A 2,072-nucleotide genomic window follows, 5' to 3' on the forward strand; every position below is an offset into this window, starting at 1 on the left:
GGCCGTCACCGACGCGCCGGTCTCGAGGATCGCGAGCGTCAACGACCCGAGGCCCGGACCGACCTCGACGACGCGCTCCCCCGTCTGCACGCGTCCGACGTGCACGATCTTGCGCACGGTGTTCGCATCGACGACGAAGTTCTGGCCGAGTTTCTTCGTCGGAGTGACGTCGAGCTCGGCGGCGAGGGTGCGGATCTCGGAAGCGCCGAGGAGGGTGACGGTCATGCCTCCATTCTCCCCTATGACCAGGAGTGCGCGCGGATGTCCGCCCTCGGCCCGTGTCATGATCGGAGCATGACGAGTGATCCCGCTCCCGCGCCTCGTGGACTGGCCCGTGTCTCGGTCTGGGAGGAGCGCACCGCCTGGCCCCTGTTCGCCGGATCCATCGTTTTTCTCGCCACGCTCACGTGGATCTGAGTCGATGAGCCGCCGGGGCAGCCGCTGCTCTCGCTCGCGCTCGGGACGCTCTCGCTGCTGTGGGCGTGGTTCCTCATCGACTATCTGATCCGTTTGGCCCTCGCCCGAGGATCGCGGCGCGAGTTCGTGCGCACCCGTGCGTTCGATTTGGCGACTCTTCTCCTGCCGTTCCTGCGGCCCTATCTCATCCTCGTGTTCATCTGGCATCTGCCCGTCTTCCACCACGGCAAACCGCGGCTGCAGCGCATCCGCTACGTCGTGACCACCGTGCTGTTCGCGTTCAAGTTCGTGTACACCTCGTCGTACGGGGTGTGGCGGGCCGAACGCCATGCGCCGGGCGCGACGATCGTGAACTTCGGCGATGCGCTGTGGTGGGGGTTCACCACGATCACGTGACTGTGACAGTTTGAAGTGGCCCAGGGGTGTCGCTCTGATCTGGCCCAATGTTCGGCTTTCCGGGGTGGCTGTGTCGGCTTGATCTGGCCCAGCCTTCAACGTGGTCTCGTTGCTATTTCGTGGCGGGAGGGCCAGTTGAGGTCGAGAGTGGATTTGTTTGCCGAGATTCGTCGGACGGCTCGTGTCGAGGAGTTGTCCGTGAACGCGTTGTCGAAGAGATTCCGGGTGCATAGACGCACGGTCCGTCAGGCGTTGGCGTCTCCGGAGCCGCCGGCACGAAAGACGCCGGTGAGGGTCGCGCCGAAGATCGGGCCGTTCAAAGCAGCGATCGATGAGATGCTGCACGCGAATCTGACCGCGCCGCGGAAGCAGCGGCAGACGGTGACGCGGATCCATCACCGCCTGCTGGATGAGCACGGTGCGGATGTCTCATATGCGGCGGTTCGGGACTATGTCGCGAACCGCCGCCCGGAAATCTTGGCGGAGGCGGGCCAGGTGCCAGACGTATTCATCCCGCAGTTGCATGCGCCGGGAGCGGAGGCTGAGGTTGATTTCGGTGAGGTCTGGGTGATCCTGGCGGGGGTGAAGACGAAGTGTCACATGTTCGTATTCCGTCTCTCCCACTCGGGGAAGGCGATCCACCGGGTGTATTCGACGCAGTCGCAGGAAGCGTTCCTGGAGGGGCATATTGATGCGTTCGAGGAGATCGGCGGGATCCCGACCCTACACATCAAATACGACAATTTGACGGCCGCGGTGAAGACGGTGATCTACGGGTCCGACCGTCGGCGAGTGGAGAACGACCGGTGGGTGTTGTTCCGCTCGCATTACGGGTTCGACGCGTTCTACTGCCAGCCCGGGATCGAGGGCGCGCATGAGAAAGGCGGTGTCGAGGGCGACGTCGGCAGGTTCCGACGCACCTGGTTGTCGCCGATGCCCGTGGTCGACACTCTCGCCGAGCTGAACGCGCAGATCCGCCGCTGGGATGCCCGTGACGAGGACCGCCGCGTCGGCCAGCGGCGCACGAAGGTCGGCGATGACTTCGCCACCGAGCGGCCGCTGCTGGGTCCGTTGCCGACAGAGCGGTTCGACCCCGGGTTGGTGCTGCATCCGCGGGTCGACCGGTCCGGGCTGATCACCGTCCGGATGGCGAAGTACTCCGTCCCTGCCCGCCTGATTGGCGGCTCTTCGGACATTCGGTGGGGGTCATGGGGTGAGGCCGCCGGCGGCGAGGAGCATGCGGAGGCGGTAGTTGTCGC

4 protein-coding genes are annotated in these 2,072 nt (G+C 65.3%); 3 read left to right on the forward strand and 1 reads right to left on the reverse strand.

Features of this window, described 5'->3' with window-relative positions:
- On the reverse strand, positions 1-225 hold a 225-nt coding region (locus tag ACWAUG_RS05705), incomplete at its 3' end, for an rRNA adenine N-6-methyltransferase family protein (RefSeq protein WP_460801799.1).
- 69 nt (positions 226-294) lie between these two features.
- Between ACWAUG_RS05705 and ACWAUG_RS05710 the strand changes: the two genes are divergently transcribed.
- The 3 genes from ACWAUG_RS05710 to istA all read left to right on the forward strand — a co-directional run.
- On the forward strand, positions 295-417 hold the full coding sequence (locus tag ACWAUG_RS05710; protein ID WP_460801800.1) for a hypothetical protein: 123 nt from the start codon (positions 295-297) through the stop codon (positions 415-417).
- Positions 418-510: 93 nt separating this feature from the next.
- Positions 511-813 carry a hypothetical protein gene (locus tag ACWAUG_RS05715; RefSeq protein ID WP_460801801.1) on the forward strand — a complete coding sequence of 101 codons (303 nt, stop codon included), beginning with the start codon at positions 511-513 and terminating at the stop codon, positions 811-813.
- 135 nt (positions 814-948) lie between these two features.
- Positions 949-2,072: IS21 family transposase (istA, locus tag ACWAUG_RS05720; RefSeq protein ID WP_460801805.1), on the forward strand; the 1,124-nt coding region annotated here is incomplete at its 3' end.

The sequence above is a fragment of the Microbacterium sp. GXF6406 genome (genome assembly GCF_054798215.1).

Bases quoted from the DNA above. Each gene is read 5' to 3' on its own strand.
- ACWAUG_RS05710 (WP_460801800.1), top strand. From the start codon at position 295: ATGACGAGTGATCCCGCTCCCGCGCCTCGTGGACTGGCCCGTGTCTCG.